The organism is Nocardioides sp. B-3, assembly GCF_024703895.1.
Taxonomy (GTDB): domain Bacteria; phylum Actinomycetota; class Actinomycetes; order Propionibacteriales; family Nocardioidaceae; genus Nocardioides.
The window spans coordinates 332,471-357,940 of record NZ_CP087968.1 but is presented as its reverse complement, the minus strand read 5'-3'; the positions used below and the strand labels follow the sequence as shown (position 1 = coordinate 357,940).

The window sequence follows — 25,470 nt, the reverse complement described above, 5'->3', positions numbered from 1 at the left end:
TAAGAGGTTCATCATCATGAGACGTCTAGGCGTGCCATGCGGTTTCAGCCTCCCTGAACGACATAGGCGTCCAGGGAACCCACCCGTGAGATTCGCGTGAAGAAGCTGTGCTCGTCGTCAATGGCTCCAGCATGGATTCCCTGGGCGATCCCGCCATCGAACCAAGGACCGCCGCTGTCGCCGCCCGAAGAGATGTCGTTCCACGTCACGTCAAGGCCACACCTTTGGACACCAGTGAGGGTCTGGCACGTATCCGTTGCAAGGACGAAATCGCACCCACGACCATACGTGCGCCCGTAGTGACATATGTGCCGTTGACGCCCGCGTTCGCCACCTGCGTAACAGTCTGATTGCCGAAGCCGTTGTAGAAGGACGCGCTTGCGAAGTGACCGGCCTTGACTCGGTGCCATTGGATGTCGGTTGTACGAGACGGCAGGACGTATGCCGGCGCCAATACCGTCGAGTCGCCGTTGTACATCAACGTGTCGCCGCAATGGTCCGCAGTCAGCACTCCGAGGTTTCCGTTCCGGCTGGCCGTGAAGTCAGTCGTGCATAAATTACCAGCAAAATTTCCACCCCTGACAGTAGCTTCGAGAACCGGCACCGCTCCAGAGGACTCCTCCAGCGTGACAGGAACCGGAAGGTAGCCATCACGGGTTGCCGACTGAAGTGCCTCTTCGAGGGTCCCGGCAACTGCATCCGCGCTAGCCCGGGGCGCGGGCCAATAGGTGAGTGTCATCGATTGCGTGGCGGAGTCGTACGCGGCACCGGCAGCGGCCACCGACTCAGGATTACGTAACACAGATCCGGTGAGGGCTTCGGCCATGTCAGCGAGTTCTTGTGACCCAGCGGCCGCCCCATAGTCGACAGTGACGTTGACAGGCAGTGCTTCCAGTTGGGAGACGAGCTCCGGGCTCGGCTCGCCGGTGATTTGTATCCGGGCCCCGTCTTCAAGGGAAACGCCGTAGCGCACAAACGTCGCTGGATCCAGCATCTCGAGACTATTGGCGACCCCGGTCAAGTGAGTAACGCGGCCATAAGCCTTCCTCAACTCGGCGGTGTCGAGGCTACGAGCTTTACTTACTGCCAGCAGATCCTTTCGCTCGCCTTCTGCCCGAGCGGCGGCGGTGGCGTTAGACGACTGCACCACCCGCTTACCACGCGGCCCTCGGTTCTCTCGCACAGGAGGAATCTCGACTTGTGTCGATCCCACGACAGTGTCCGAGTCGCTGGGTAGCGCCTCCGCACTACCCATAACACTCGTCGTGATGGCCAGCGCAACCATGCCAGCTGCGGCCCCGAATTTTCCACAAATCGACATTGCCAGAGACCCCCGAGTTTAAGGCTTGAATTGCCGACGTTGGCGCGTGCGCCTACCACGGCACGGACTAGCACGCTCTCACGCAAACACGGGAGTCGACATAGTCATTTCGGACTAGCCCGGATCGTTCACGAGGTAGCGGCCTGATCGGCGCGTAGAAACACGGAAGTGCCTACCCAGCAGGGGAAACTTGGGTTTACGACGACTCAAGATCTCCAACGTGGAAGGCACTCCGTAGGTGAAGCGTACTTCGTGGTCTGCTGGCTTGTCCGTATCTGCCGATGGTGTCGGCGTGGTGGCTCACGCGGGCAGTGTCGGGCTCCGTCTTCTGGCCGATCGGACCGGCCTCACGACCGAGTTGTCGAAGGCGATGGTGCGGCGCTCGTTCTCCCCGGTCCACGACCGCGGTCGGGTCCCGGTCGATGTCGCGGTGATGCTTGCCGATGGTGGTGAGGCGATCGCTGATATCGACGTGCTGCGCCACCGGGCTCCAGTTCTCGGCCCGGTCGCGTCGCCCCCGACGGTGTGGCGGACCCCGGACGAGGTCACGCCGGGCCGGTTGAAGAAGATCGCCACCGCGCGTGCCCGCGCCCGGCGCCACGTTTGGGCACAGCTGCCCGGCGGGTTGCCCGCGTCCCGGGTTGCCGGGACCGACCTCGGCGCGACGGTCGTGCTCGACATCGACGCCACCATCGTGGTCGCACACTCCGAGAAAGAGAACGCTTCGCCCACGTTCAAGAAGACCTTCGGCTTCCACCCGCTCGGCGTGTGGTGCGACAACAGCCAAGAGTTCCCGGCCGCGCAACTGCGGACCGGGAAGGCCGGTTCGAACACCGCCGCCGACCACATCACGGTCCTCACCGACGCGATCGCCCAGATCCCGGTCGCGTATCGCAAAGACCTGCTGATCCGCGCCGACGGTGCAGGTTCCTCCCACAAGCTCCTGGACTGGCTGACCGAACAAGGCAAGATCCGTGGCCGCCGGGTTGAGTACTCCGTGGGGTTCGCGGTCACCGAGAAGATCCACGACGCCATCAAGCTCGTCCCCAAGGACGTCTGGACGGCCGCGTCCGATGCCGACGGCGGCGTCCGTGAGGGCGGCGACGTCGCGGAACTGACCGGGCTGCTCGACCTGTCCAGTTGGCCCGCGGGGATGCGGATCATCGTGCGCCGCGAACGCCCCCCACCCCGGCGCCCAACTCTCGTTGTTCGAAGAGCGTGACGGCTGGCGCTACCAGACGATCGCCACCAACACCCCCGTCCAGCCCGGCGTGCAGCTGGCGTTCCTCGAAGCCCGGCATCGTGCTCACGCTCGAGTCGAGGACCGGATCCGGCACGCCAAGGACACCGGCCCGGGGCGGTTCCCGTCGAGGGAGTTCAAGATCAACCGGGCCCGGCTGACCGCGGTGATGATCGCCGCCGACCTCGTCGCGTGGACCCGCATGCTCGCCCTTGTCGGCGACGCCGAGATCCTCGCAGGCTGTGAACCCAAAGCGTTGCGCTACCGCTTCCTCCACGTCCCGGCCCGACTCACCCACGGCGCCCGCCGAAGACGGCTCCGGGTTCCCAAGTCCCGGCCGTGGGCGACCGTGATCGTCGCGATCTTCGCGAACATCGCAGCGATTCCACCACCAGCCTGACCCGCCCGTCCGCCACGAGATCACGACCCGGAGACCCGCAGCCCGGCAGCGCCAGCCGGCTCAGCGTCGTACCCGCAGACGACCACCGGCTCACCTCAGACCGCGGCGACGTCGTCACTGCCGTCATGAATCACCGGGGCTAGTGGCCCCTTCGAGGTTATGAAATCGGGGTCTACCGAAAATGACCGTTAGTGATGCAGACCTGCGGTCGCGGCCTGCGCCGGCGGCCTCACGTATCCCGTTGGCCGCTGCTGGCCCCCGCCTCGTGGCACAGGAAGAGCAGATCCCGAAGTCGTAGGACGCGACGCAAGCCCTACAGCTCGATCACTCTCCGGCCGAAGAAGTACGTGACGGGCGGCACCGCGCCACCCCCAAGGACAGGAGCACCCCATGGACAGGAAGCACAAGGGCACGAGGAACGGGCACTGGAAGCCGCTGGCGGCCCAGGTCCGGCCGGTGGTACGACTGGTGGCCGCGCCGAGGCACGCGGACAAGATCCCGGACTGGGCCCTACCCCCGGATCTTGGACACGGGGTGTGATTACGCGGCGGTTGGCAGCGTAGCGGTGTAGCCGGTCTCGTAGTCGATCGGCGACTGGTAGCGGCACCGGGAGTGGCGTCGCTTGGTGTTGTAGCGGGTCAGCCACCTGAAGACCTGTCGCCGGCAGGCGAGCTCGTCGGGCCAGACCCGTTCGTCTTGGAGGACCTCTCGCTTCAGTGCGGCGTTGAACGATTCTGCGAGCGCGTTATCGGCCGACGAGCCGATGGCGCCCATGGACTGGGTGACGCCGAGCTTCTTGCAGAGCTTGGCGTAGTCCTTGGATGTGTAGACGGACCCATGGTCGCTGTGGAAGATCGCGCCGGCCGGGGTGCCGCGGGTCACAGCAGCTGCCTTGAGTGCGTCCTCGACGAGGCTGGTGCGCATGTGGTCCGCGACCGCCCAGCCGGCAAGGCGACTGCTGTAGCAGTCGATGACCGTGGCCAGTACAGGTTGGTCCCGTCGGCGAGCGGGAGATAGGTGATATCGCCGACATAGCGCTGGTTCGGCGCCGGCGCGGTGAAGTCGCGCTGGAGCAGATCGGGAACCTTCACGCCCGACTGGTCGGGGATCGACATCCGGTGATTGTCCGGAAGGGGGTGAGGCCAGCCCGGTCGTTCGTGAGAGGTTGCCCCGAAGATGTCTGTGGCGCTTCACTCGCGCGGTGATATCGTAGGAGTGATATCGGAGGTGGTCGAAATGGAACAGATCCTGATCCGTAACCTACCCGCGGGAACGAAGGCCGCGCTTCGGGCACGTGCGAAGCAGCGTCACCGATCGCTGGAGGCAGAGGCGCGCGACATGCTCACCCGGGCGTTGGAGGGCGAGCCGCTCACGATCGTCGAACTCTTGGGTACGGACGAGGGTGCCGACATCGAGTTCGAACCCGAGCGTCTGGGTCTGACGGCTCGCTCAGCGCAGCTGTGAAGTACCTCCCGGACACAAACGTGGTGTCCGCGCTGCGGGTCCGAGGCCGCAACCGGCCCGTCGAGTTGTGGGCGGCGTCGATCCCCGTCGGCGATCAGTTCGTCTCAGCATTCACCATCGCGGAGATCGAGCGGGGAGTAATGGGCAAGGAGCGATCCGACGCTGCGCAAGGAGCGATTCTGCGTCGGTGGCTGGAGGATCACGTGTTGCCGACGTTCGCAGATCGGGTCGTGCCGTTCGACCTGTCGGCGGCCCGGGTCCTCGCGGGTTACCGGGTGCCCGAGCACGCCCCTTACGACGACGCGCTGATAGCCGCGGTCGCAGAGTCTGCGGAGATGACCGTCGCGACGCGGAACACCAAACACTTCGAACCCCTCGGCGTGCCGTGCCTCAATCCATGGGACACCACAGCTCCCACGCATTAGCCCGCCGCTGGCCGATCCCGCACCGGGTCGCTCCGCGTGCCGATCCGGTTGCGGTGACCGTCCGGCCCCGCGTCCCGTGCAGTGCGGAGCGAACTGGGTCAGGTCAGCGCTTCTGCACGAACTTGACACGGTGGCCGTCGGGGTCGCGGACCCACGAGAAGTGCAGCCGATCGTCAGGTGAGTCGAGCGGTGCAACGACCTCGGTAGCGCCCGCTGCCAAGGCAGCCTCGTGCATGCCGTCCACGTCAGCGACCCATAGGACGATCTCGGTTGCGACGGAGGCTGAGGTAGTGACCCCAAGTCCGACGTGCCGGTTTGCTGCGGCCGCTGATGTAAGACCGATACGCACGCCGGCCGCCTCGACCTCGACGTGCTCCGGCGGTCCCTCGGCAGGCGCGCGAAAGACCGGTCTGAGTCCCGGGCATTCGTAGAACGTGGTACAGGCGTCGAGGTCTTCGCAGAAGAGATTCGTCTGGAAGGCGTTGATGCTCGTCACCTCACGATCCTAGAAGAGCACAGGCCCATACCCTGCGATTCCTCGAGGCTGGCCGGGGTGTCGTCTCGTCCACATCCCGAATCGACGTGCTCCGAGAGCCCATCCGCTCCCGAAACGCCGCCGAGCCATCGAGTTGGTCGAAGGACGCGCGTGGCTGGATTCTTGTCGCTATGCACCTTGAGCAGGTCGCGCTTGTCGTCGACGACTACGACAAGGCCATCGGGTTCTTCGTTGACGCCCTCGGCTTCGAGCTCGTCGAGGACTCGCCGTCGTTGACCAAGGACGGCCGGCCAAAGCGATGGGTCGTCGTGCGGCCACCCGGAGCAACAACGGGATTACTCCCGCCCAAGCCGATGGCGAGCGACAAGATCGAGTGGTCAGCCATCAGTTCGCGGGCCGCGTCGGGTTGTTCTTGCGCGTCGAAGACTTCGACGCTGCCCATGAGCGGATGCGCCGGGCGGGCGTCGCGTTCATCACTGAACCGCGGTGGGAGCCGTGCACGGCCAAGTCGTCGTCTTCGTCGACGTCGCCGGCAACCGCTGGGACCTGCTCGGACCGCTGTCGTCTCGATGAGCGATCGGCTTCCGACACCTACGCCGCTGCGTCGAGGAACAAGCGCCTGTGCGTTTTGAGCGTTGTTAGGTATGCTTGAGCGATGACTGGGGCCATCGCGCACGACCGGGCGCAACGCTTGCGCGCTGCGCTGGAAGGCGTGTTCCAAGACTTGAAGGACTCACCCGACGTCTCCGATTCGGCCCATGACGCGTTCCTTCGACTCGTCGATGTGCTGGAGTCGAATCCCGAGGCGGTGGTACTGCCGTCCGACACTCTCGTCAGCACTCAGCAGGCCGCAGACTTCTGGGCGTGAGTCGAATGACAGTTGTGCGTCTCATCGATCGCGGAGAGCTCGCAGCTGAGGGCGGCGGAGTGCATCGTCGGATCACAGCCTCCGAACTGGCCCGCTACCGAGCGAACAGCACCAACCGGCGCAGAGCCGCGCTGCAGGACCTCGCCCGGGGAGATCGGCGAGGGCGCGCCTCCGGACCCAGTCGTCAACACTCGGTGAGCCGCCCAGTTGCCGTTCTTGACGCGTGCGCACTCGTTCCGATCCGGCTTGCGACCACGCTGCTCTGGCTCGCTGAGTCCGGCCTGTTTCAGCCGTTGTGGTCGGAACAGATCCTGGACGAGGTGTACAGGACTCTTCCGAGAGTTGGGGTGCTACCTGAGCATGCGCGTCGTCGGATCGGCATGATGAGGGAAGCCTTCGGAGCCGAGGCGCTCGTTGAGGAGTTTGATGACCTCATTGACGAGATGCCGTGCGATCCCAAGGACCGACACGTGCTCGCCGCAGCCGTCCGGGGTGGTGCCGACACCCTCGTGACTTTCAATCTGAAGGATTTTCCCGACGATGGTGCGGCGACGCACGGGATCGAGATTGTCCACCCGGAGAGCTTCCTCATCGGCTTGCTGGGCGGGCACGCCGAGACTGTGGTCTCCGCTCTTGAGCGCGAGACCGCTGCCTTTCAGAATCCGCCACAGACCGTCCATGAGTTCCTTGCCAGCCTCACCGCAACGGTGCCGATGTTCGCCAACCTTGCCGCTGATGCTCTCGTCGATCCGCCCGGTCCGGTCTCCCCGGTGCCTGCACTGGTCATGTCCCACGACGAGGCGGGCATCGCCGCTCTCGGCGAGCCCGGCGACATGACCAACCCCGCTCAGGTCGCCTTCGGGTGGTGGGCAGGACTCCTGGACGACCTCGATCTGGCCAGAGTTCTCACATACGACCCACGCGCGTGGGGTGACTATCGATGGGCAGTCGACCACCTCGCTGATCGCTCTCTGGCGTCAAAGGTGCTCCGAGCCGTCGACGCTCCCGACCAGATCGCATTCATGCGGTTCGTTCCGGAAGTCAGCTCGGCGTCCCGAGTATTCGAGGCGTACCTGACAGCCATGACGTTCGTGACCCTGATCAAGGTGGAAGACGGAACGTGGCGAGTCTGGGGGCTCGGACCGGGCATTCTCGCTGCACGAGACATCCTGCAGCGCTGAGAATCCCGTCCCGGGATACACGACCGCGCCTTCAGCGTCGAGATGATCCCCAGCCACACAGGACCCCAACGGCGACCGAACGAGGATCGGCTCGCGGAGCGTGCCAAATCTCTTGAAGGTGACGACCCCACGGGTGATCGCGGACACGCCGAGGCCAACACCGCCGTCCGGCGGCGAGGTCCCTGGGAGACCACCGACCTGCCCCGGCCATGATCGTGACTGGGAATCTGGGATCTCACATGGCTCATCGAGACCGAAGCCATCGCCGCGCAGATTAAGCATCTGCAACATCGATCGATCGCATGAGGATCCTCTACCCTGCGCCCGGCTCTCCCCTTGTCACATCCTCGCCATTGGCCGGACATTTCCCGGATGTAAGCCATCCTGATCCGAGGAGCCCCCATGACCGACGACACCCTGTCCGACCTCCTGCGCTCGGCGCGCGTCGAGGTGCACGCCGACGACGTCCGCGCTGAGTCGCGAAGCCCGGCGACCGTCACCACGACGACGTCGCCCCGCAAGGTTCGACGCCCGCGCCGACGGATGTCGCTCGGCCCGGCGGCCCTGCTCGTGGGCGTGCCCACGACGACTGCGGCAGCGACCTATGTCGGCGCCCGCACGGGCTGGTTCGGCGACCCGATGGCCAACACCGAGGACGTCGACAGCTCCGAATATTTGGACGTGTGCTCGCCCGACTACCTCGACATCCTCGAGCAGCGCCAGCCCACCAGCGCCCTGCCATCTGGCCGCAGCTGGGCCCGGGCAACCCGAGTCCTGCAAGCCAGACCTGCCGCCAACCCTGACTGCCAGCCCGGCGGGTTCGGTCTGATGGAGCAGGAGACCGGCATCGACGCGTCCTACGCCTTCCTCGCCGAGTGCGCATGGCTCACCGCTGGCATCGCAGCGATCGAGCAGGACGACCGGGCAGGCTGGCAACGTGCGGGAGACGAACTGATGACGCTCGCCACCTCCGACCTCAACCACGCGATCGACGGTGGTGGGATCGTCGAGTTCGACACTGCCAAGGCCGCCAAGATCTCCGCCGGTGAGGCCGACAAGCTGACCCGACAGGCCGCTCGCGGATGCGACGAGATGTGGGGCCTGAAGTGAGCCACGCCGAGCGGCTCGAACACTGGCGGCCACCGTCGGGCCAACCGTGCTCGCCTATTTGGTCCGGCGCGCCGTTCCTCGCGACGAAGCAGCCGACGTCTACCAGCAGGTGCTGGTCACGACCGGCAGCGCCTGCCAGTGGTGCCTGCCGACGACCGAGAGGCACTCGCGTGGATGCTCGGGGTGGCCCGGCGCACGCTGGCCAACCACCGCCGAGGCGGCATTCGGCGTGCGGCGCTCGCCGATCGCCTCCGCGCCGTGACCCACACGGCCACGACCGCGCCGAGCGAAGCCGCAGGAGAGCGGGCGGACGCGCTGTTGGCCTCGCTGTCACCGGACGATCGAGAGCTCGTCACGCTGATCCACTGGGAGGACCCGGCGATCCGTGAGGCAGCCAGTGTCGTCGGAATCTCGGCGGCCGCGGCCCGTAAGCGACTGGAACGGATCCGAAGCCGAGCTACCGCCTTGGCTCAGTTGTAGACGCTGTACGCGCCACGCGAAAGGTCGAAGAGCCCTCAGGGTGGCAGCGATCATCACCGCAAGCATCGAACGTTCACCGGAACCGGATCGCACTGTGAGCGGCCGTGACTCCCGCGGCTAGCACCTCGTTCTCCCGGCATGGCCCAGACCGGATCCCCCGCCCGCGCCTTGGTGGCACTACCACTCGCGGTCGTCCTCGCCATGGCCACCCTCATCGCGATCTCGCTGACGAGCTGGGGGCCGCCGACCACGCCCGTCGGTGAGTTGACGCGCGACCGGTACGCACTGCTCATCGCCGCAGTTGCGGGCGGTCTGGCCGCGCTCCTCATCGCTTGGGCATTTACAGCTGACAAGCGGCTTCTCGTTGCGGCAGCTGTTCTTGGGCTCGCACCGGCGTTCATCAAGACCACGGCTATCTTCACGGGCGCGTACTGACCCTGCCGCGCGGAGCGTGCGCGTTCTCTCGATCGAGATGGACGACGACCCCAGCTCGTAGATGTCCGTAAGCGGAAACGGCATACGACAGCAGTTGTCGCCGAGATCGGTCCGGCCGGAGCCGTCGCCTCATCACCGGAAGCGGATCCTCTTACGGAGCTCGATTCCAAGTCAGAGTTTCAAACCGGCAACGACTTGACGGCCGCTGAACTCGCCGGTTGGACGGAACCCGAGTTTGAGGTAGAAGTTCTCGGGTCCGTCTTCGCCCGCGTCGTAGGTAACGAAGCACGTACGCTCGCCTCGCTCAAGAAGGTCAGCACATACCGCGAGAACGGCGAAGCGCCCGTATCCCTGATGCTGGTGCTGAGCGTCGACGTTGAGTCGCCAGAGCCCGCTTCGGGTTACCCCTGAGGGGTCGCCCGGCCAGTCGACCCGGTGGAAGGCCATGACGACGGCCACCAGCGCTGACCTGTCGTGGACCAGCCTCGGCCACGCCTTGGTTGGCAGGGTGTACGCCAGCGCCAAGGACACGGCGACTGACTCGACGTGTGCATCCTGATGGGGCAGGAGGCGTATGGCGCAAGCTGCTTCGACGTTGTCAGAGGTGACGAGCTGCAGCGTCGGTTCGGGCACGGGTCGAGGCTACGGGAGGTACAGGCTCCGGGGGCTTCCCATCGGTCGGATGAGCACCAGTGGGGTATCCCGCACTGGCACGCTCCGCGAGCCGATCGGCTCGCGGGACGCGCTGGGCGAATCACTCAGTGCGTTTCGCAATGGGCGATCGGCTCCCGATCTGGCGGGTTCAGGCGGGCTGATCCAGCCGGACCGGCATCAGGATGGAGAGCGTGCCGGCTCCGGTCGGGGTTGCGGATGGCGAGCGGTGCGATCGGTCCGTCCGGGCCGAGGGTGAGCTGGTCACCGGCTTGGAGCGCTTGGAGCAGGAACTCGCGGTTCACCCCGATCACCATCGCGTCGGGATCGTCGGAGGTGCCGACCTCCACCCCACTTCGGGTGACACTGAGTCGGCTGACACGGAAGGCGACACCGTCGTGGTCACGGGTGAGGTCCTCCGTTGCACCGGCATCGAGTGCGGCCCTGCAATGTGGCCGCGTCCACGGGGAACTCGCGACGACCGATCTCGAGCCAGTTTCGGTACGGCGGAAAATCGACGTCAGGTACGTGTGCCCGGACGTTCACGCTGTCCCCGGTCAAGGTGATCGTGTCGTCGTCAACAACAATGTCGAGGGTGCCATCCCGGTCGCTGGCGAGGAGTTCGTCGACCGCCGCTGTCGGCAGCAGAAGGTGAAGCTCGCATTGCTCGGAAGTGGCCAGAGTGCTGGTGGCCAATCGGTGCCGGTCGGTCGCAACGACGCGCAACCTGCCGGGTTCGCTGTCCGGAGAAGACGCCGTTCAGCGTCGGCGCGTCCGGGTCGTTGCTGATCGCGTAGCGAACCTCCCTGAGGGCTCGGATCAATTCAGCGGCAGGCAAGGTGCAGCGGGTCATGGTGATCTCCGTGTTCTCGAGTAGTTGATGAACGATGGAGATCTCCCTGCGGGCATCGGCCGGGCCTGCTTCCAGTCGACTGAGGTGCGTGGCCGGGATCGGCGCTGCGTCTGCCGGTTCGGTCAGCACGGTCCTGATGTCGTCCAGAGAAAGCCCGACGCGGCGCAGATGCGATATCAGTCGCGCCTGCACCACCCGGCTCGGCTGGTAAAACCGGTATCCGGTAGACGGATCGACCATGCACGGTCGCAACACCTCAGCACCGTCGTAGAAACGAAGAGCGCTGACGGGCAGCCCGCTCAGCGACGCCAACCGGCCGATGCCCAGCAGTTCGTTCTCCATGAGTGAAAACCTCGCGTCTCAACCTGCTTGAGAGTCAAGCCCGAGCATTCTGTCTCGAAAGTTCGCGGGCTATGGCCCACTCTCGCCGTAAGCCCAACCGCTATCGGGGGCGCTGTTATCGGTGGTCGGCCCCGCGGGGAGCGTCGCTCGCCAACGTCCCGCGAGGGTGTCGGTTGCGGGACGCCGGCGAGTCGCCGTCAGCGACTTGTCGAGGCGACGATGAGTTCTGCCTTCGCCGCCGGGCGTTGGCGCTGGATGGCCCGGTAGACGGTGGAGCGGCCGACGCCGAACAGTTCGGCTACCTCCAAGGTGCTGTATTCACCGCTGTGGACCAGGGGACACCGGGTGCGCCTCTTGCTTCCGGCTGAGTTTGGGCTGCTTGCCCTTCAGTCGCCCCTTGGCCTTCGCGACCTTCATGCCTTCGACCGTGCGGAGCCGGATCAGGTCGGACTCGAACTCCGCGACCATGGCCAAGACGTTGAACAGCAGCCGCCCGACGGCATCGGTGGGGTCGTAGACCGACCCGCCGAGGCTCAGGCTGATCTGTCGAGAGGTGAGTTCTTCCGCGATCGCTCGGGCGTCGGGGAAGCGACCGGGCGAGGCGGTCGAGCTTGGTGACCACCGGGGGTGTCGCCGGCTCGGCAGGCGGCGAGAGCTTCGCGCAGGCCCGGTCGCTCACGGTTGGTGCCGGTCAGGCCGTGGTCGACGTAGATGCGCTCGGCCTCGACATCGAGGCCGAGCAGGGCTCCTGCGTTGCGCAGTGAGGTCTTGTGCATCGGTGGAGCATCCGGCGTACCCGACAAGAAGTGCGCTCATGACGCACCTCCCAAAGGGGTTGGCTCGGCCGTGCCACGGGGCGTGGTCGGCTCGGGCGTCGGGCCGAACCCGACCCCACCAGCGACTGCCCTTTTATCCCGGGACGCAAGTACCGTGGCCCGCCACTGCTTCCACCGATCCGCTTTTCGTAATACGATTCTGCTTATGGTCAGTGAGGAGCAGATCCAGCAATGGGCGGAAGAGGCCGAAACTGGCTACGACGTCGAGGAGATGAAGCGCCGCGGGCGCGGTCGGCCCGGACGTGGCGCCGAGCCGATGCAGGTCGTTGCAGTACGCCTCACAGCTGAGGAGCTCGCCGCGGTCGACGCAATCGCCGAGCGAGAACACATCTCGAGATCCGAAGCAATCCGCAGGGCGCTCGCCGGCTCTGCGGCGTGAAGGTCCACGACAGCGCACTCAAACACGGGGTACTCCCAGAGGACGCAGTTCAGGCAGCCGACTGGCCGCTCTGGGTCGAACCGATTGACAACGAGGACTGGCCGCACCATGAGCTGCGGCTCGGATTCGACAACCAAGCGCATCTGCTCGAGAACGTCGTTCTTGTCTTCGAGAGCGGCGACGAAATGGTCATCCACGCCATGCCAGCCCGCAAGCAGTACTGGGACCTCTTGCCCTGAACCCGACGGCTCGGCTCCCACATCAGGATCGGCGCGCGGAGCTCGCCACAGCGGGATCTACCACCAGCGCGCTCCGCGTGCCCAACCTCGGGCGAACTCATCCGGAGCATCGCGGCAGGAGCCATGACCTACTCAGCCGGGTAACCCGTCTCGGGGTCAATCTCGTGCAGGAACGATCGGATCTGATCCTCCAAATCCTCCCGGGTACCCCAGCTGGAGTCGGAGCGTCGCGTCGTGAAGCCGTAGCCATCGTTGGGTCAAGTCCACGGTCGTGGTGGATGAAGGGGCCACCGCGTGATCCGGTGGTTGCACTCTAGGCAGTGAGTGCGGCGGGTGTCATGTCCTCCTGTTCGGTGGTGGTTTCGTCGGTGTTGATCAGGGCGATCCGGGAGCGGGCGAGGACGTCGAGTCCGAGGTAGCGGCGGCCTTCGATCCAGTCGTCGTGTTGTTCGGCCGGGACGGCTCCGATGAGCCGGATCGCGGAGGTGCGGTCGGGGAAGATCCCCACGACGTCGGTCCTCCTGCGGATCTCGCGGTTGAGGCGTTCGTTGGGGTTGGACCAGATCTGGCGCCAGATCTCCTTGGGGAACGCGGTGAAGGCGAGGATGTCGGCGCGGGCTTCGTCGAGGTGGTCGTGGACCTCGGGCAGCTTGTCGGCGACGGTGTCGAGGAGCTTGTCGAACTGGGCGTGCACGGCCTTGGCGTCGGGCTGGTCGTAGACCGAGTGCAGCATCGCCTTCACGCCACCCCGGGCGTGCTTGGGACAGATGGCCATCAGGTTGGCCGCGTAGTGGGTGCGGCAGCGTTGCCGGGACGCACCGCCCATCGTCGCGCCGACCGCGGCGACGAGCCCGGCGTGGGCGTCCGAGGTGACCAACTTGACGCCGGTCAGGCCGCGGGCGTTCAGGCCGCGGAACAGGGTCAGCCAGCCGGCTTCGGACTCGGCCGAGCAGATGTCGAGTCTGAGGATCTCGCGGTGCCCATCAGCGTTGACGCCGGTCGCGACCGGGACGTGGGTGTTGACGACCCGACCGCCCTCGCGGACCTTCATCGTCAACGCGTCCGCAGCCGGGAACGTGTAGGGCCCCCGGTCGAGTGGTCGGGTGCGGAAGTCCTCGACGTGCGCGTCGAGCTCCTTGGCCATCACGCTGACCTGAGACTTCGACAACCGGGTGATGCCGAGGGTCTCGACGAGCTTCTCCATCCGACGCGTGGAGACACCGAGCAGGTAGCACGTGGCGACCACCGTGGTCAGCGCCCGCTCTGCTCGCCGACGGCGCTCGGAGCAGCCAGTCGGGGAAGTAGGAGCCTTCGCGCAGCTTGGGGATCGCGACTTCCATCGTCCCGGTCCCGGTCCGGGTGTCGAAGTCGCGGGTCCGGTAGCCGTTGCGGGAGTTCGTGCGCTCGTCGCTGCGGGTGCCGTAGGGGGCGCCGCAGATCGCGTCGGCCTCGGCCGACATCAACGCCTGGACGAACGTGGACAGCATCGTGCGAAGCAGATCCGGTTCGGCGCTGCAGGTGGTCGGTCATGAACGTGGTCAGGTCAATAGAGTTGGGGTCGACGGTCATCGTTTGGTTCTCCTTCAGTCGTGCTTTCGCAGGTCTTCTGAAGGATCACGCGGTGGCCGTCGCTATGTCAGGACGCCACGCTCAGGACGGGCCCGTCGTACACCACGCCCGTGGACTCAACTCCATCGTTGGGACCGCTCACCCAGTCCAAGTGCCGGGCCCCGGGCTGGTCGGGGTCAGCACGTGCCCGGAAGGTCTCGTCGTCAACGGTCAGCAACACCGGCTCAGGAACGTCCACGCTGGGCATTCTCTAACGGGGCGAGCCAACTGCCGTTGCTGCAGTCCGCGGAAAGGGTGCGTCGCACTTGACGATCGCTCACCGGTGTCGCGGCGCCCCTCTCGCGAGGGTGGATGGCCGGCCCAGTCTGTCGTCATATGCCGTTCTCGTGCAGGGGCACTACCCGGGATGCCACCCTCCAGTCGAGACCGATACGGCGGTTGGACGCCGGACGGGTGATGACGTCCCGCTGGGGTGGTGTCAAGGCCGGTGTTGTTGTGCAGGGTTCGAGACGGTCCGAGACAGCCGCGTCGGCACATGGTGAGGTCCGCACTGGTCGTTGAGGCGTTGATGACGGCGACGGCGACCTCGCGCAGCCTGAGGCCTCGGACTTGGGGCGGGATGTGATCGCGATTGACTCGGCAGCTCGCCTACGGCCCACCCTGCGCGGACTCCTCGTCCTCGGTCTCCTATTGGCCGTGCTCGTGCCGGCGGCAGCACTTCGGCGGCCCCGGGGCTCGGGACGGACCGCGCTGGCACTGGGGTAGCGTGCCCAGCGTGACTCGCTACCGGTTTCTCGACGGCATGGGCGACGTCGTTGCGGAAGATGAGTTCGCTGACCACGCCGCAGCCATCTCCCGGGCGATCGACGACCCGGAGCATGGCGAGGATGTGCAGCGCGTGGAATACCTCGGCCCGGAGAGCGACTGGCGTTGGGCCGGTCCCTTGCACGGCTGACAGGCGTGGCTCGTTGCGCTTCGGGATCAGACTGGCGAGGCATGATTCTGTGCTGCCGCAGCCACAGGGCTGCGCCGGGCGCCGGGGCTTGCGGTGATGCCGAGCAACACCTTAGAAGGAAGGGCCATCCGGAGCGGGGCTCGGACACCCAATGGACGCGCGGCCGCATTGTCGCAAGCGGATCCTGATGTGGGAGCCGAGCCATCGGGTTCAGGGCAAGAGGTCCCAGTACTGCTTGCGGGCTGGCATGGCGTGGATGACCATTTCGTCGCCGCTCTCGAAGACAAGAACGACGGTCTCGAGCAGATGCGCTTGGTTGTCGAATCCGAGCCGCAGCACGCGGTGCGGCCAGTCCTCGTTGTCAATCGGTTCCACCCAGAGCGGCCAGTCGGCTGCCTGAACTGCGTCCTCTGGGAGTACCCCGTGTTTGAGTGCGCTGTCGTGGACCTTCACGCCGCAGAGCCGGCGAGCGCCCTGCGGATTGCTTCGGATCTCGAGATGTGTTCTCGCTCGGCGATTGCGTCGACCGCGGCGAGCTCCTCAGCTGTGAGGCGTACTGCAACGACCTGCATCGGCTCGGCGCCACGTCCGGGCCGACCGCGCCCGCGGCGCTTCATCTCCTCGACGTCGTAGCCAGTTTCGGCCTCGTCCGCCCATTGCTGGATCTGCTCCTCACTGACCATAAGCAGAATCGTATTACGAAAAGCGGATCCGCGGAAGCAGCTGCCAGCCACGGTACTTGCGGACCGGGATAAAAGGGCAGTCGCTGATGGGGTCGGGTTTCGGCCCGACGCCCGAGCCGACCACGCCCCGTGGCACGGCCAGAGCCAACCCCTTTGGGAGGTGCGTCATGAGCGCACTACTTGTCGGGTACGCCCGATGCTCCACCGATGCACAAGACCTCACTGCGCAACGCGGCGCCCTGCTCGGCCTCGATGTCGAGGCCGAGCGCATCTACGTCGACCACGGCCTGACCGGCACCAACCGCGAACGCCCGGGACTCCGCGAGGCCCCGGCCGCCTGCCGCGCGGGGGACACCACGGTTGTCACCAAGCTCGACCGCTTGGCCCGGTCCCTGCCCGACGCTCGCGCGATCGCCGACGAGCTCACGACCCGGCAGATCAGCCTCTCGCTCGGCGGGTCGGTCTACGACCCGACCGACGCCGTCGGGCGGCTGCTGTTCAACGTCTTGGCCATGGTCGCCGAGTTCGAGTCCGACCTGATCCGACTACGCACGGTCGAAGGCATGAAGGTCGCGAAGGCCAAGGGGCGACTCAAGGGCAAGCAGCCCAAGCTGAGCCGCAAGCAGGAGGCGCATCTTGTGTCGCTGGTGCACAGCGGCGAGTACAGCACCTTGGAGGTAGCCGAACTGTTCGGCGTCGGCCGCTCCACCGTCTACCGCGCGATCGAGCGCCAACGCACCGCTGCGAAGGCAGAACTCGCTGACGCCTCGACAAGACGCTGACAGCATCTCGCTGGCGTCCGGCAACCGACACCGTCGCGGGACGCTGGCGAGCGACGCTCCCCGGGAGCCGACCGCCGAGAACAGCGTCCCCGATAGCGGTTCGGCTTGCGGAACTTTCGGACATGCCGAGATGACGGCGCTCGCCGCCGGTGGTTCTCGCCGACTGTCGGATCGCCGTGGGAGGCTCACTGCATGAGTCAAGTCGCCGTTATTGTCACTCACCAGACCCAGCCCGGCCGACGCGAGGAAGTCCGCGCCGTGTGGGAGAAGCACATGGCCCCTGCCGTGGCGGCCAACGCCGGCCATATCGCCTACTTCTACTGCCTCGACGACAACGATCCGGACGTCATCAGGGCCTTCCAAGTCTATACCGATGCGGACGCATCCCGTGCGTTCCTCGCCACTACGGCCTATACGTCATACGTCGCTGAGGTGGAACCACTGCTCCGGGGCCCGCCGACCGTCAGTGTCCAGACTCCTGTGTGGCAGAAGCGCGGGCAGAACTAGCGCTGCGCGGTCGGACAGGCCTCTGTCGGCGCTGGTCCGGTCACGGCGTGATCCGCGCTGTCATGCCGCTGTCGGCGGATGGATCGGCGAGGTGGCGGACGGGGAAGTTACGCCCGCGGCGCCGACCGCCGATCTCGGACCCACTCCCATGCATGTGGGGCGTAGTGCGTCGTCTCGTCGCTGGCCTTGATCGTCAGCACGCCGTCCTCGATGGAGAAGGTCGAATCCTCGGGCAAATGAAGCGGCGGGTCTCCGCCGATGAGCTTGAAGGTCAGGGCTGCCATGAACCAAGACTCGCAGGGCGGTCGACTGCATAAGTAGTGGACCGCGCAGATATCACGCACTATTCATCGCTGCGCCCAGATCTGCTTGTTATGCACGTGATCCAGCAAGACATTTCGACCAGCCGTTGTGGCTGCCTGTCGACGGAGCTGGAGGCCCCGAGATGTCGCTGCTCGATCCGCTTGTGCGACGCGGGGATCTGTCGAGGTTGAGACGACGGGTGAGTGGTCGATCGTCGTAGTGCCTCAATAAGTCGTTTGCTCGCGCTGCCTAAGCCTCGATCCACCGATGAGCTTGGGGTTGTGAGCGCGTCGTGAAGTGAGAATGCCCTTACGTACTGGGAAAATCGGACTTCTTCAGGGTCCCAATTCCACCAAGTACGAAGGGCATCTCGTAGATGCAACTTTGCCACACGTCGGCCGCGACCTCAGCGGTGTTCGACGATCCGAATCTCGTGTCGTCCGCCGGGTTGGTCCCGGTCCTGACTCTCGCCCGGTCCGCCGGGCTCCGAGAACTCGCTCACACGCATCTGAGCGTGCCGACCGACAAGGGCGCCAACGCCGGCTTGAAGGTCACCTCGCTGGTCGCCGGGATGGTCGCTGGCGCCGACTCCATCGACGACATGGCGCTGTTGCGTCACGGCGGGATGGGCCGGGTCTTCACCAACGCCTACGCACCCTCAACGCTGGGTTCGTTCTTGCGGTCGTTCACCTTCGGTCACGTCCGTCAGCTCGACGCCGTGGCCTCCCGGTTCCCCGGGCCGGCTGGCAGCCCGGACCCCGCTGGTCGTCTCCTCGGCTGGCACCGCTGAGCGGGTGATGCTCGACATCGACGACACCATCATCGAGGTCCACGGCTACGCCAAGCAGGGTTCGGCTTGCGGGATGTCCGACCGCGGGAGCCGAGACCCGTGGCGCGATTGCGCCTCACGCGAAGATGCCCCCACCACCACGGCGAGCGCCACGCCGACGCCGTATGCAGCCAGCCCCGTCCACACCCGGTCGAGCCATAGCCCAACCCCCACGGTGAGCACCGGCCACAGCAGCGCCAGCAGCACCCAGCCGAACACTTCCAGCGGGGTGGGGTTGAAGCCGAACCCATCGCTGGTCGTGAAGAGGAGTCCGAATACGCTGGGCACCGTCGCCCAGCCGGCGAACAGCCCCACGAGCGCGACGACCACCGACCGGATCATTCTGCGCCCACCTGTCGGATGCCGTCGCAGCCGAGGAACGACTTCCCGTCCCCGGGTTGAGCCGGTCATGCACAGGGTGGTGTCGCCGGGCCGGATCCCCATCGCGTGGGTCGGTACACGGACCACCGGGTCGAGCGTGCCGTCCCCGTCGACGTCCCGGCGATTCACGCCGGTCGCCATCGGGGCGACGTTGCCATGCCCGAAGCGCAGCGTCGCTACGTTCAGGGCGGAGGCGTCGAAGCCCTCGAAGGACAGCACCGCCACCGGGGTCATCCCAGTGGACGTCGGGTTGACGCTCGCCACCTCCGCCCCGGGCATGACGTCGATCGCGGCGAACCGCTTCGTCAGGAACTCCGAGTCGCCCCTGTCGTCGGTCACCTGCAGAGACACGGCCATTGGCCGGCCCGCGGGCACCTCGATGCTCGCCCGGCGGCCCTCACGCACGGTCTCGGTCTCGCCGTTGTCCACGAACCAACGGTAGGTGGTGATCTGCCCGTCGGCGTCGCTCGACGAGGTCGCGTCGAGCGCTAGCGTCGTGCCGTCGTACGTCAGGTCGAATGCCGGGACCGGGCGCTGGTTGGCCAACCGCTCGTGGCCGCCCGGCGACAGGGCTTCCTCGCCATCCGGGTCCACGTCCGCCCCGTCCATCCGTGTCCGCGTCCCCCTGGTCCGGCTTGGGGACGACCGGCCTGTCCCGCGTCGGACCGTGCGCCGGCACGACGCCGGGTTCGGTGCTGTCGTGGGGAGTAGACCGTGCCCGACGGCGAAACCGGGCTCAGCACCGTCGCGCTGCCGGCGAATAGCCCCACGAGCGCGACGACCACCCACCGGATCATTCTGGCGGCACCTGTCGGATGCCGTCGCAGCCGAGGAACGACTTCCCGTCCCCGGGTTGAGCCGGTCATGCACAGGGTGGTGTCGCCGGGCCGGATCCCCATCGCGTGGGTCGGTACACGGACCACCGGGTCGAGCGTGCCGTCCCCGTCGACGTCCCGGCGATTCACGCCGGTCGCCATCGGGGCGACGTTGCCATGCCCGAAGCGCAGCGTCGCTACGTTCAGGGCGGAGGCGTCGAAGCCCTCGAAGGACAGCACCGCCACCGGGGTCATCCCAGTGGACGTCGGGTTGACGCTCGCCACCTCCGCCCCGGGCATGACGTCGATCGCGGCGAACCGCTTCGTCAGGAACTCCGAGTCGCCCCTGTCGTCGGTCACCTGCAGAGACACGGCCATTGGCCGGCCCGCGGGCACCTCGATGCTCGCCCCGGCGGCCCTCACGCACGGTCTCGGTCTCGCCGTTGTCCACGAACCAACGGTAGGTGGTGATCTGCCCGTCGGCGTCGCTCGACGAGGTCGCGTCGAGCGCTAGCGTCGTGCCGTCGTACGTCAGGTCGAATGCCGGGACCGGGCGCTGGTTCGCCACCTGCTGTTGATCGACCGACAACAGGACCTCCTCGCCCCCCGGGTCGACGTCCGCGCCGTACATCCGCACCGTCCAAGCCCCCTGCTCCGGGTTAGGGACGACCAGCTTGTCCCACGTCGGACCGTGCGCCTGCACGACCCCGGGCGCAGTGCTGCCGCGGGAGTAGACCGTGCCCGACGGCGAAACCGGGCTCAGCACCACGTCACTGCCCGGCCACTGGATGAACGCGCTCAGCGACTGAAGCCGGCGCTCCACCTTCACGCTGTACTCCTCGCTCTCCTCCGGGGAGACCACGAAGCGCTCCCGCGGGTCCGCGGCCAGCGTCTCCAGCACCGTCTCCGCCATCGCGTGGTGCCCTTCGGCGGTGGGGTGCACCTTTCCGGGATGGGTGAGCCCGAAGAACCATGGATTGTCACTGCAGAACTCGTGCCCGACGAACTTCGGCCCCGGGTCAGCGACCGGGGAAGCCGTTCTGCGAAGCTGCGGGAGCGATCACGTTGTCGATGAGCTCGCGGCTCCGCGCGTAGAAGTAGGCCTGATCGACCCGCTTGATGAGCTTGCACCGGAACGTCGTGTCCGCGCCAGTCTCGGGGAAGAACTGCGGGTAGCCCACGACCACGCGGGTCGAGTACGGCGCCCGCTCGACCACGTCGCCGTACAGCGTGCCGAACGGCACGATCTTCTCCAGCCGGTCATCCGTGGCCGCGAAACCACTCAGGCGGTTGAAGCTGTCGGTCAGGGAGTCATCGACCTTGCCGTCCCCGGAGCAGGTGTTCCACGGGAGGAGCTCGAAGCCAGCTAAGCACTCCAAGTAGAACTTGCCGAACTCCACGTCGTTGCCGCCGATGGAGAAGGTGACCAGCTCGGTGTTGTCATTCAGGTGATCCAGTTGAGGCACCTCGCCCCAGTTGCCCTCTTCGCCGTCGCGGGTGGTAGAAGTTCCGGGTCACGCCGCCCCGGCACGCCTTGAAGGTGAAGTGCTCCTCCTGTTCGTCGTACAGCCGGTAGCCGAGCTCCTCCGCGACCAGCGGCCCGTACGCCCGATCCGAGCGCTGGCAGTCGTTGCCGCCCTCGACATGCGACGACGCCTCGTACGGCGCGACTCCGAAGCCCGAGGAGTAGGAGTCGCCCAGCGCCACGTAGTCGCCGCCGGCCGGGACCGCGCCCGGCTTGCAGTTTTCCGGGGCGACGCTGCCCAGCCGCAGGTTGTCGACCGGGACCGCTGAGTCGAGCGCCGAGTCGCCCCCGGTCGAAGATCGACAGGTAGAGCGAGTGCGCACCCGGGGTAATCGGCGTGGCCGCCGTCAGGCTCGGGGTGGACCCGTCGAAGGTGGTGCCCTCCGCCGCCTCCGGTGTCATCGACAGCGCCCCGACCGTGTTGATGGTGATCGGGTTGCCGTCGGGGTCGAACGCGAAGTTGTCCGGGGCTGTGATCGTCGACCCCCGGGTGGTCCAGTGCTCTTGTCGAGCTCGGCGATGAAGCGTCGTTGTAAGGGCTGCCGACGTACTCCGGGTACTCCTCGGAGAGGAACCGGAAGTCTAGGCCGACCGGGCAGTTCGCCGAAGGCGGGACGTCGAGGTCGATCTTGAGGACGGTGACGTCGTGGGCGGAGTTCCCGCGGCTCGGCGACAGGCCGGCGAGGGAGTCCCCGTCTTGCCCGGAGTCATTCACCTCCTCCAAGCGAGATGCCCGGCCGTTGGAGAGGATCGCGAAGTCGCCCGGGACGGTCGGGAAGCCGGCGACCGACGAGTCCTGTGTCATCACCGCGTCCGGCGCGGCGAGCTCCGCAAACGACGCCCCCGTGACGAGACCCGGTTGGTCAACGATGGCGGCGGCGGCCTCAGCGGCCAAGGCACCGGCTGGGCCAGCGTCCTCCGCGAGCACAGGCGCGACAGGAGCGAAGCAGAGACCGCTGGCCACCACCGTGGCGATGGCGACTAGGACGGACAGACGCTGGCGTTTCATGGAGCCCCCGGATCGATGTGTGAGATCCGACACTAGGGGGAGCCAGAGGGTGCGACTCCGATATGGAGAAAGTCCAAGTTTTGCGGCCACACGTCTAGACCGCTCGAGGAGGAAGAGGACTCCGGTGGTACCCCCGTCCCGGTCGGCAATCGGCGCGCGGAGCTCGCCACAGCGGGATCTACCACCAGCGCGCTCCGCGTGCCCAACCTCGGGCGAACTCATCCGGAGCATCGCGGCAGGAGCCATGACCTACTCAGCCGGGTAACCCGTCTCGGGGTCAATCTCGTGCAGGAACGATCGGATCTGATCCTCCAAATCCTCCCCGGGTACCCCAGCTGGAGTCGGAGCGTCGCGTCGTGAAGCCGTAGCCATCGTTGGGACCGCTCACCCAGTCCAAGTGCCGGGCCCCGGGCTGGTCGGGGTCAGCACGTGCCCGGAAGGTCTCGTCGTCAACGGTCAGCAACACCGGCTCAGGAACGTCCACGCTGGGCATTCTCTAACGGGGAGAGCCAACTGCCGTTGCTGCAGTCCGCGGAAAGGGTGCGTCGCACTTGACGATCGCTCACCGGTGTCGCGGCGCCCCTCTCGCGAGGGTGGATGGCCGGCCCAGTCTGTCGTCATATGCCGTTCGGCTTGCGGAGCATCCGACCTGCGCCGATAACGTGAGATCCCACTCCGAGGAGGCGCACGTGTCCGAATTCCCCGTCCTGCTCCACACCGCGATTGACGCGAAGGACTGCCGAGCGCTGGGCGAGTTCTACCGTGAACTTCTGGGTCTGCGTTACCGACAAGGAGAAGAACCGCCCCCGGATGGCGGGCCCGACGAGGCCGATTGGTTGGTTCTGCTCGATAGTGAAGGCAACAGAGTCCTGACTATCCGGGAGAAGAAGGAAACAACGCCTCCGACGTGGCCATCCGAACAGGTGCCGATGCAGATGCACATGGACTTTAAGGTGCGGACCGTCGAGGACCTTGAGCGACACCGCCAGCGGGCAGAGGCGCTGGGTGCACGTCTGCTGTACGACCGGTCGACGGATGCGGGCGAACCGCTCTATGTGCTTGCCGACCCCGCTGGTCACCCGTTCTGTCTGCTGGTCCAGTAGGACGACGAGACGCACTGATCTGCCGCAATCCGTGCGTCAGTTGCCATCAAGCCGATCGGCACGCGGACCGTGCCACAGAGGGATCGACTATCGGGACGCAGTGAACCACTATGGTGCAATCTGATACCGTTATGGTATGGCCATGACATTACGACTCCCCGCCCACCTTGATGCGGCCCTGCGCGCGGCGGCCGCGGAAGACCACCGCAGCGTGCAACAGGAAGTCGCCCATGCGGTCGAGACCTACCTCGCTTCCATGAAACCGAGGAGATCAAGTCCGATCCCGAGACTCTGCGCGCCCTTGCCGAGGCGCGTGAGTCGGTCCGATCCGGTGATGTCGTCTACGGAGCCGAAGCCGTCCGCGCCCTCGTCAAGGACCGCTCCGCCTCGTGACTGATCCTTACGAGCTCGGGACCGCGGCCCCGGCTCGACGGGCCTTGGCTGATCGACTGCCTCACGATGTCGCCGCAGCTGCAGTTGAGTTCATCACTGGCCCTCTCCTCGAGAATCCGCAACGGGTCGGGAAGGCTCTGACGGGCGAACTCGCTGGGATCTACAGTGCTCGGTTTGGTCGGAACTGGCGCGTGCTGTACGAGATCGATGACGGCAAGCACGCGGTCATCGTGCTCGACATCCGACCCCGCTCGGGCGCCTACCGTCCCCAGTGACGGACGCGTAGCCCGATCCCCGAAAGCGGATCCACGATCGGGACGTCTGGCTGGGTGGGCTCGGTGGCAACGGTGGCGTCGTCGCGCCGCTGCGTCAGCGCAGCCCTGTCGCTATCGCGATGGTGAGTTGGGCGGGGGCGCACTGGGTCCAGATGGCGAGTCGGGCCGGTTCTGGGATTGTTGGAGCAGATACCGCTGCAGCGCAGCCATGTCCGGGGTAGATCCTCCGCCCGCCGGTTCTGGTCTGCTTGTCCGTGCGGGGGGCCACTGGGGGCTGTACGGCGTCGGCAGGCTGCTGGCGTGGCCCGGGTCGCCGGTGGCGATGGGGTCGGCGACGGAGTCGTAGTAGGCGACCAACGCGTGGAGTCCGCATCCCTCGGGGATGTCGGCGGCCCTGCATGCGCGCAACCTGCCGCAGTGTCGCGCCAATCGTGGGCCGGTCCAGTGGCCGGAATTGTCGCTCATCGGCGACCTCGATGATCCGGTCGAGGCGGTAGTGGGTCGCGATGCGTGCGAGGTCGTCGTAGTCGCGGGGACGGGCGTCCTCATAGATGACTGTCAGCTTCTGAGCACCCAGCTCGACGGGATCGATCATCGGCCCGTACCGCCCGGGGACCGGGTCGAGGAGGATCGGGTCGCGCAGGAGTTGGATCTTCAACGGCATGGTCGGACGGCCGCGGGTGGTGGTCTTGCGAGGGCGCACGTACCAGGTCAGGATCTGGCTCGGGTCGCCCCGGGCTGTCGTTGTCGCTGATCTCGTAGTTGGCGCCCAAGAAGGCGGCCCGGACCCGGCTCGCGACAGTCCGGAAGTCTTCGCGGGAGTCAATGAACGCGTCCGAGTCTTCCGAGTCGCGATCGACCAGACCATGGGCGATCAACGCACCACCGCCTCCTAGGGCCATGCGGCTCCCCGAGGCCGACAGCAGGATCGCTGCGGCGCGCTCCCGGCCGCTAGACAGCGGCACGATGTGCCCAGGGCCGTGTCCTCGGTGGCATAGCCGAGCGACTTGAGGTGTGCCGCCCACGCGGTGCGCCGCTGGTTGCTGATCCGGAACAGCGGCAGGAACCGGGCTAGGACCTCAGGGTCGACCCGGGTGCGCACGTCGGCCGCGGTGCCGTTGGTCAGCACCGGGCTGTAGGACTCGAGCACGTCGCCGGCGTCTTCGGCGTCGAACCACCGCGCACTCGCGCTTCCTGACCAGTTCAGGTGGATGCCGAGCCGGAACCGACCGCGAGGACTGAACACGGGACGCCAGCGCTCGACGGGCGCGGTGATGTAGCGCCCCAACGGATCGGTCCCAAGCCGGACACCCTCCCCAATCCAGGGCGTTGCCGAGCTGCCGCAGGACCTCCCGGACATCGGTCGGGGTCGAGCGGCGGCCGGAGAGCCACTGGCTCACGGCCGCCTGCGTGACGTTCACGGCCGCAGCAAAGGCGGTCTGGTCGAGATGAGCAGGGCCCATCACATCCACCGCATCCGCCAGACTGACCGCATTCATATGTTAACTATAACAGCACGCTCCGCTGTGACGTCCGGTACCGCGGTGCTGGTGCGCGCGGGGGTAGCGCCGGTTCGAATCCGGTCGGGGGTACAACACAGGGAAGGCCAGTCCACCGGGAC

Annotated in this window: 35 protein-coding genes and 7 pseudogenes; 20 read left to right on the top strand and 22 right to left on the bottom strand. The window is 66.5% G+C overall.

Translation table 11 applies throughout. The annotated features are described in order from the left end of the window. Positions 1-44 precede the first annotated feature (44 nt). The gene (locus LP418_RS02440) at positions 45-209 is read right to left on the bottom strand and encodes a S1 family peptidase (protein ID WP_257955096.1); all 165 of its coding nucleotides are present in this window, start codon (positions 207-209) and stop codon (positions 45-47) included. After that, positions 206-1,150 carry a hypothetical protein gene (locus LP418_RS02435; RefSeq protein ID WP_257955095.1) on the bottom strand — a complete coding sequence of 315 codons (945 nt, stop codon included), beginning with the start codon at positions 1,148-1,150 and terminating at the stop codon, positions 206-208. Before LP418_RS02435 ends, LP418_RS02440 begins: the two co-directional genes overlap by 4 nt. A 409-nt stretch (positions 1,151-1,559) precedes the next feature. Here LP418_RS02435 and LP418_RS02430 point away from each other — a divergent pair. Together LP418_RS02430 and LP418_RS02425 are read left to right on the top strand one after the other, a co-directional pair. Continuing rightward, positions 1,560-2,961, top strand: a pseudogene (locus LP418_RS02430) (IS1380 family transposase). A 390-nt stretch (positions 2,962-3,351) separates the two neighbouring features. Next, on the top strand, positions 3,352-3,501 hold the full coding sequence (locus LP418_RS02425) for a hypothetical protein (protein WP_257955094.1): 150 nt from the start codon (positions 3,352-3,354) through the stop codon (positions 3,499-3,501). On the opposite strand, the pseudogene LP418_RS02420 reads toward LP418_RS02425, so the two are convergent. Next, positions 3,502-4,079: pseudogene (locus LP418_RS02420) on the bottom strand (IS3 family transposase); the annotation flags it as partial. It abuts the gene before it with no gap. Between the two features lie 118 nt (positions 4,080-4,197). On the opposite strand from LP418_RS02420, the gene LP418_RS02415 reads away from it, so the two are divergent. Next, positions 4,198-4,425, top strand: coding sequence for a FitA-like ribbon-helix-helix domain-containing protein (locus LP418_RS02415; RefSeq protein WP_257955093.1), 228 nt, complete (start codon positions 4,198-4,200; stop codon positions 4,423-4,425). Beyond that, complete coding sequence (locus LP418_RS02410) at positions 4,422-4,850, top strand: type II toxin-antitoxin system VapC family toxin (RefSeq protein ID WP_257955092.1); 429 nt, start codon at positions 4,422-4,424, stop codon at positions 4,848-4,850. Before LP418_RS02415 ends, LP418_RS02410 begins: the two co-directional genes overlap by 4 nt. A gap of 103 nt (positions 4,851-4,953) precedes the next feature. Here the strand turns inward: LP418_RS02410 and LP418_RS02405 are convergent, their stop codons facing one another. After that, positions 4,954-5,346 carry a VOC family protein gene (locus LP418_RS02405; protein WP_257955091.1) on the bottom strand — a complete coding sequence of 131 codons (393 nt, stop codon included), beginning with the start codon at positions 5,344-5,346 and terminating at the stop codon, positions 4,954-4,956. 170 nt (positions 5,347-5,516) lie between these two features. Between LP418_RS02405 and LP418_RS30205 the strand changes: the two are divergent. The 8 genes and pseudogenes from LP418_RS30205 to LP418_RS02375 form a co-directional block, all read left to right on the top strand. Beyond that, positions 5,517-5,663 (top strand): annotated as a pseudogene (locus tag LP418_RS30205) (VOC family protein); the annotation flags it as partial. Beyond that, entirely contained in the window at positions 5,645-5,998 is a 354-nt protein-coding gene (locus LP418_RS02400) for a hypothetical protein (RefSeq protein ID WP_336276010.1), read from the top strand. The pseudogene LP418_RS30205 and the gene LP418_RS02400, both read left to right, overlap by 19 nt. 3 nt (positions 5,999-6,001) lie before the next feature. Continuing rightward, positions 6,002-6,214: a hypothetical protein gene (locus LP418_RS02395; RefSeq protein WP_257955089.1), complete on the top strand. Its 213-nt coding sequence runs from the start codon at positions 6,002-6,004 to the stop codon at positions 6,212-6,214. A 194-nt stretch (positions 6,215-6,408) separates the two neighbouring features. Then, positions 6,409-7,395 carry a PIN domain-containing protein gene (locus LP418_RS02390; RefSeq protein WP_257955088.1) on the top strand — a complete coding sequence of 329 codons (987 nt, stop codon included), beginning with the start codon at positions 6,409-6,411 and terminating at the stop codon, positions 7,393-7,395. Positions 7,396-7,797: 402 nt separating this feature from the next. After that, positions 7,798-8,505, top strand: coding sequence for a hypothetical protein (locus LP418_RS02385; RefSeq protein WP_257955087.1), 708 nt, complete (start codon positions 7,798-7,800; stop codon positions 8,503-8,505). A 46-nt stretch (positions 8,506-8,551) separates the two neighbouring features. Further along, positions 8,552-8,767, top strand: a complete 216-nt coding sequence (locus LP418_RS02380) for a hypothetical protein (protein ID WP_257955086.1) — start codon at positions 8,552-8,554, stop codon at positions 8,765-8,767. After that, the gene (locus LP418_RS32175; RefSeq protein ID WP_442940214.1) at positions 8,680-8,985 is read left to right on the top strand and encodes an RNA polymerase sigma factor; all 306 of its coding nucleotides are present in this window, start codon (positions 8,680-8,682) and stop codon (positions 8,983-8,985) included. Before LP418_RS02380 ends, LP418_RS32175 begins: the two co-directional genes overlap by 88 nt. Before the next feature lie 201 nt (positions 8,986-9,186). Further along, on the top strand, positions 9,187-9,420 hold the full coding sequence (locus tag LP418_RS02375; RefSeq protein WP_257955085.1) for a hypothetical protein: 234 nt from the start codon (positions 9,187-9,189) through the stop codon (positions 9,418-9,420). A 171-nt stretch (positions 9,421-9,591) separates the two neighbouring features. Here the strand turns inward: LP418_RS02375 and LP418_RS02370 are convergent, their stop codons facing one another. The 6 genes from LP418_RS02370 to LP418_RS02350 all read right to left on the bottom strand — a co-directional run bounded on the left by LP418_RS02370 (position 9,592) and on the right by LP418_RS02350 (position 12,042). Then, entirely contained in the window at positions 9,592-10,053 is a 462-nt protein-coding gene (locus tag LP418_RS02370) for a GNAT family N-acetyltransferase (RefSeq protein ID WP_257955084.1), read from the bottom strand. Between the two features lie 125 nt (positions 10,054-10,178). Next, a complete protein-coding gene (locus tag LP418_RS02365) occupies positions 10,179-10,421 on the bottom strand; it encodes a hypothetical protein (RefSeq protein ID WP_257955083.1) in 243 nt (80 codons plus the stop codon). A 52-nt stretch (positions 10,422-10,473) separates the two neighbouring features. After that, the gene (locus LP418_RS32170; RefSeq protein WP_442940090.1) at positions 10,474-10,767 is read right to left on the bottom strand and encodes a hypothetical protein; all 294 of its coding nucleotides are present in this window, start codon (positions 10,765-10,767) and stop codon (positions 10,474-10,476) included. Then, entirely contained in the window at positions 10,649-11,266 is a 618-nt protein-coding gene (locus tag LP418_RS02360) for a MerR family transcriptional regulator (RefSeq protein WP_257955082.1), read from the bottom strand. Before LP418_RS02360 ends, LP418_RS32170 begins: the two co-directional genes overlap by 119 nt. Positions 11,267-11,584: 318 nt before the next feature. Continuing rightward, positions 11,585-11,803: a recombinase family protein gene (locus LP418_RS02355; RefSeq protein WP_257956874.1), complete on the bottom strand. Its 219-nt coding sequence runs from the start codon at positions 11,801-11,803 to the stop codon at positions 11,585-11,587. After that, positions 11,800-12,042, bottom strand: coding sequence for a recombinase family protein (locus tag LP418_RS02350; RefSeq protein ID WP_257955081.1), 243 nt, complete (start codon positions 12,040-12,042; stop codon positions 11,800-11,802). Before LP418_RS02350 ends, LP418_RS02355 begins: the two co-directional genes overlap by 4 nt. A gap of 205 nt (positions 12,043-12,247) precedes the next feature. Here LP418_RS02350 and LP418_RS02345 point away from each other — a divergent pair, with 205 nt between their 5' ends. Together LP418_RS02345 and LP418_RS02340 are read left to right on the top strand one after the other, a co-directional pair. Further along, positions 12,248-12,481, top strand: coding sequence for a ribbon-helix-helix domain-containing protein (locus LP418_RS02345; RefSeq protein ID WP_257955080.1), 234 nt, complete (start codon positions 12,248-12,250; stop codon positions 12,479-12,481). Next, positions 12,478-12,720, top strand: a complete 243-nt coding sequence (locus tag LP418_RS02340) for a hypothetical protein (RefSeq protein WP_257955079.1) — start codon at positions 12,478-12,480, stop codon at positions 12,718-12,720. Before LP418_RS02345 ends, LP418_RS02340 begins: the two co-directional genes overlap by 4 nt. Before the next feature lie 313 nt (positions 12,721-13,033). Here LP418_RS02340 and LP418_RS02335 read toward each other — a convergent pair. Next, a pseudogene (locus LP418_RS02335) lies at positions 13,034-14,289 on the bottom strand (IS256 family transposase). A 67-nt stretch (positions 14,290-14,356) separates the two neighbouring features. After that, the gene (locus LP418_RS02330) at positions 14,357-14,527 is read right to left on the bottom strand and encodes a hypothetical protein (protein WP_257955078.1); all 171 of its coding nucleotides are present in this window, start codon (positions 14,525-14,527) and stop codon (positions 14,357-14,359) included. 537 nt (positions 14,528-15,064) lie between these two features. Here LP418_RS02330 and LP418_RS02325 point away from each other — a divergent pair. Next, positions 15,065-15,244, top strand: a complete 180-nt coding sequence (locus tag LP418_RS02325; RefSeq protein WP_257955077.1) for a hypothetical protein — start codon at positions 15,065-15,067, stop codon at positions 15,242-15,244. Positions 15,245-15,454: 210 nt separating this feature from the next. Here LP418_RS02325 and LP418_RS02320 read toward each other — a convergent pair whose 3' ends face one another. Together LP418_RS02320 and LP418_RS02315 are read right to left on the bottom strand one after the other, a co-directional pair. Further along, entirely contained in the window at positions 15,455-15,697 is a 243-nt protein-coding gene (locus tag LP418_RS02320; RefSeq protein WP_257955076.1) for a hypothetical protein, read from the bottom strand. After that, positions 15,694-15,927 carry a ribbon-helix-helix domain-containing protein gene (locus LP418_RS02315; RefSeq protein ID WP_257955075.1) on the bottom strand — a complete coding sequence of 78 codons (234 nt, stop codon included), beginning with the start codon at positions 15,925-15,927 and terminating at the stop codon, positions 15,694-15,696. The genes LP418_RS02320 and LP418_RS02315 overlap by 4 nt, the downstream gene beginning before the upstream one ends. Before the next feature lie 167 nt (positions 15,928-16,094). Here LP418_RS02315 and LP418_RS02310 point away from each other — a divergent pair, with 167 nt between their 5' ends. Together LP418_RS02310 and LP418_RS02305 are read left to right on the top strand one after the other, a co-directional pair. Beyond that, on the top strand, positions 16,095-16,709 hold the full coding sequence (locus tag LP418_RS02310) for a recombinase family protein (RefSeq protein ID WP_257955074.1): 615 nt from the start codon (positions 16,095-16,097) through the stop codon (positions 16,707-16,709). A gap of 192 nt (positions 16,710-16,901) precedes the next feature. Then, entirely contained in the window at positions 16,902-17,216 is a 315-nt protein-coding gene (locus tag LP418_RS02305) for a putative quinol monooxygenase (protein WP_257955073.1), read from the top strand. Positions 17,217-17,323: 107 nt separating this feature from the next. Here the strand turns inward: LP418_RS02305 and LP418_RS02300 are convergent, their stop codons facing one another. Further along, entirely contained in the window at positions 17,324-17,500 is a 177-nt protein-coding gene (locus LP418_RS02300) for a hypothetical protein (RefSeq protein WP_257955072.1), read from the bottom strand. 395 nt (positions 17,501-17,895) lie between these two features. Here LP418_RS02300 and LP418_RS02295 point away from each other — a divergent pair. Then, positions 17,896-18,388, top strand: a pseudogene (locus LP418_RS02295) (IS1380 family transposase); the annotation flags it as partial. Here the strand turns inward: LP418_RS02295 and LP418_RS02290 are convergent. The 4 genes and pseudogenes from LP418_RS02290 to LP418_RS32165 form a co-directional block, all read right to left on the bottom strand. After that, positions 18,355-20,487, bottom strand: coding sequence for a hypothetical protein (locus LP418_RS02290; RefSeq protein ID WP_257957301.1), 2,133 nt, complete (start codon positions 20,485-20,487; stop codon positions 18,355-18,357). The pseudogene LP418_RS02295 and the gene LP418_RS02290 sit on opposite strands and share 34 nt — an antisense overlap. A 76-nt stretch (positions 20,488-20,563) precedes the next feature. Next, positions 20,564-21,010 (bottom strand): hypothetical protein, encoded by a 447-nt coding sequence (locus tag LP418_RS02285; RefSeq protein ID WP_257955071.1) that lies wholly within the window; start codon positions 21,008-21,010, stop codon positions 20,564-20,566. Beyond that, entirely contained in the window at positions 20,985-21,392 is a 408-nt protein-coding gene (locus tag LP418_RS02280; RefSeq protein WP_257955070.1) for a hypothetical protein, read from the bottom strand. The genes LP418_RS02285 and LP418_RS02280 overlap by 26 nt, the downstream gene beginning before the upstream one ends. A 212-nt stretch (positions 21,393-21,604) precedes the next feature. Then, a pseudogene (locus LP418_RS32165) lies at positions 21,605-21,874 on the bottom strand (choice-of-anchor L domain-containing protein); the annotation flags it as partial. Positions 21,875-22,767: 893 nt separating this feature from the next. Between LP418_RS32165 and LP418_RS02275 the strand changes: the two are divergent. Next, positions 22,768-23,181 carry a VOC family protein gene (locus LP418_RS02275; protein ID WP_257955069.1) on the top strand — a complete coding sequence of 138 codons (414 nt, stop codon included), beginning with the start codon at positions 22,768-22,770 and terminating at the stop codon, positions 23,179-23,181. Positions 23,182-23,570: 389 nt separating this feature from the next. Continuing rightward, the gene (locus tag LP418_RS02270; protein WP_257955068.1) at positions 23,571-23,849 is read left to right on the top strand and encodes a type II toxin-antitoxin system RelE family toxin; all 279 of its coding nucleotides are present in this window, start codon (positions 23,571-23,573) and stop codon (positions 23,847-23,849) included. Positions 23,850-23,943: 94 nt separating this feature from the next. Here the strand turns inward: LP418_RS02270 and LP418_RS02265 are convergent, their stop codons facing one another. From LP418_RS02265 to LP418_RS32160, 3 genes and pseudogenes are all read right to left on the bottom strand, one after another. Beyond that, positions 23,944-24,513 carry a hypothetical protein gene (locus LP418_RS02265; RefSeq protein ID WP_257955067.1) on the bottom strand — a complete coding sequence of 190 codons (570 nt, stop codon included), beginning with the start codon at positions 24,511-24,513 and terminating at the stop codon, positions 23,944-23,946. 228 nt (positions 24,514-24,741) lie between these two features. Continuing rightward, complete coding sequence (locus LP418_RS02260; RefSeq protein WP_257955066.1) at positions 24,742-25,137, bottom strand: hypothetical protein; 396 nt, start codon at positions 25,135-25,137, stop codon at positions 24,742-24,744. 40 nt (positions 25,138-25,177) lie between these two features. Next, positions 25,178-25,312: pseudogene (locus tag LP418_RS32160) on the bottom strand (helix-turn-helix domain-containing protein); the annotation flags it as partial. Positions 25,313-25,470 lie beyond the last annotated feature (158 nt).